This is a genomic window from Ralstonia sp. VS2407 (assembly GCF_052950655.1).
Map to the genome: position 1 here is coordinate 1 of NZ_JBRFVG010000164.1, position 508 is coordinate 508.

1 pseudogene is annotated in these 508 nt (G+C 73.8%); it reads right to left on the reverse strand.

What is annotated here, in order from left to right:
• Positions 1-508 (reverse strand): annotated as a pseudogene (locus tag ACU8YE_RS24420) (FimV/HubP family polar landmark protein); the annotation flags it as partial.

Below are 508 nucleotides of genomic sequence, written 5' to 3' on the forward strand. Positions count from 1 at the left end.
TCATTGTCGAATGATCCGGCCCCTTCAAAATCCGTCGCGCTTCCCGCTTCGCCGTGCGTCTGCCCTTCACGCGCATTTTCCGCCCCCATCGGCGGAGGGGCGGCGGGCAGACCGTTAGTTGCGCTTTGCGCGCCGCGCGAACCGGCTGGCTCCGCATGTTGCGATTGTTCCGGCCGATCCGCGGCGGCCCCCGCTTCGCGCGGCGGCAGCGGCATGTCGAGACTGTCGAGCGCCGCGATCGCGTCGCTCGGAAACGCCTGCCGCCATGCGTACGGCGCCGGCTTCGCGCCGGACGGCTCGTCGCCCGCCGATTGCGGCGCGCCGCCTTGCTCATCCGGCCGAGGAGTCTTGAGTGTCAACGGCTGCGCGGCCGGCGCTTGCGGCTCGCGAGCCGGCGCGGCGTCCTCGTCGGCCGACGGCGGCTCCGAGCCATGCTGCGCCGGCGGGCGCTTCGCCTCGGCAAGCGGCGCGGCAGCCGCCGGGGCGCATTCATCCGCGCGCGCGAGCC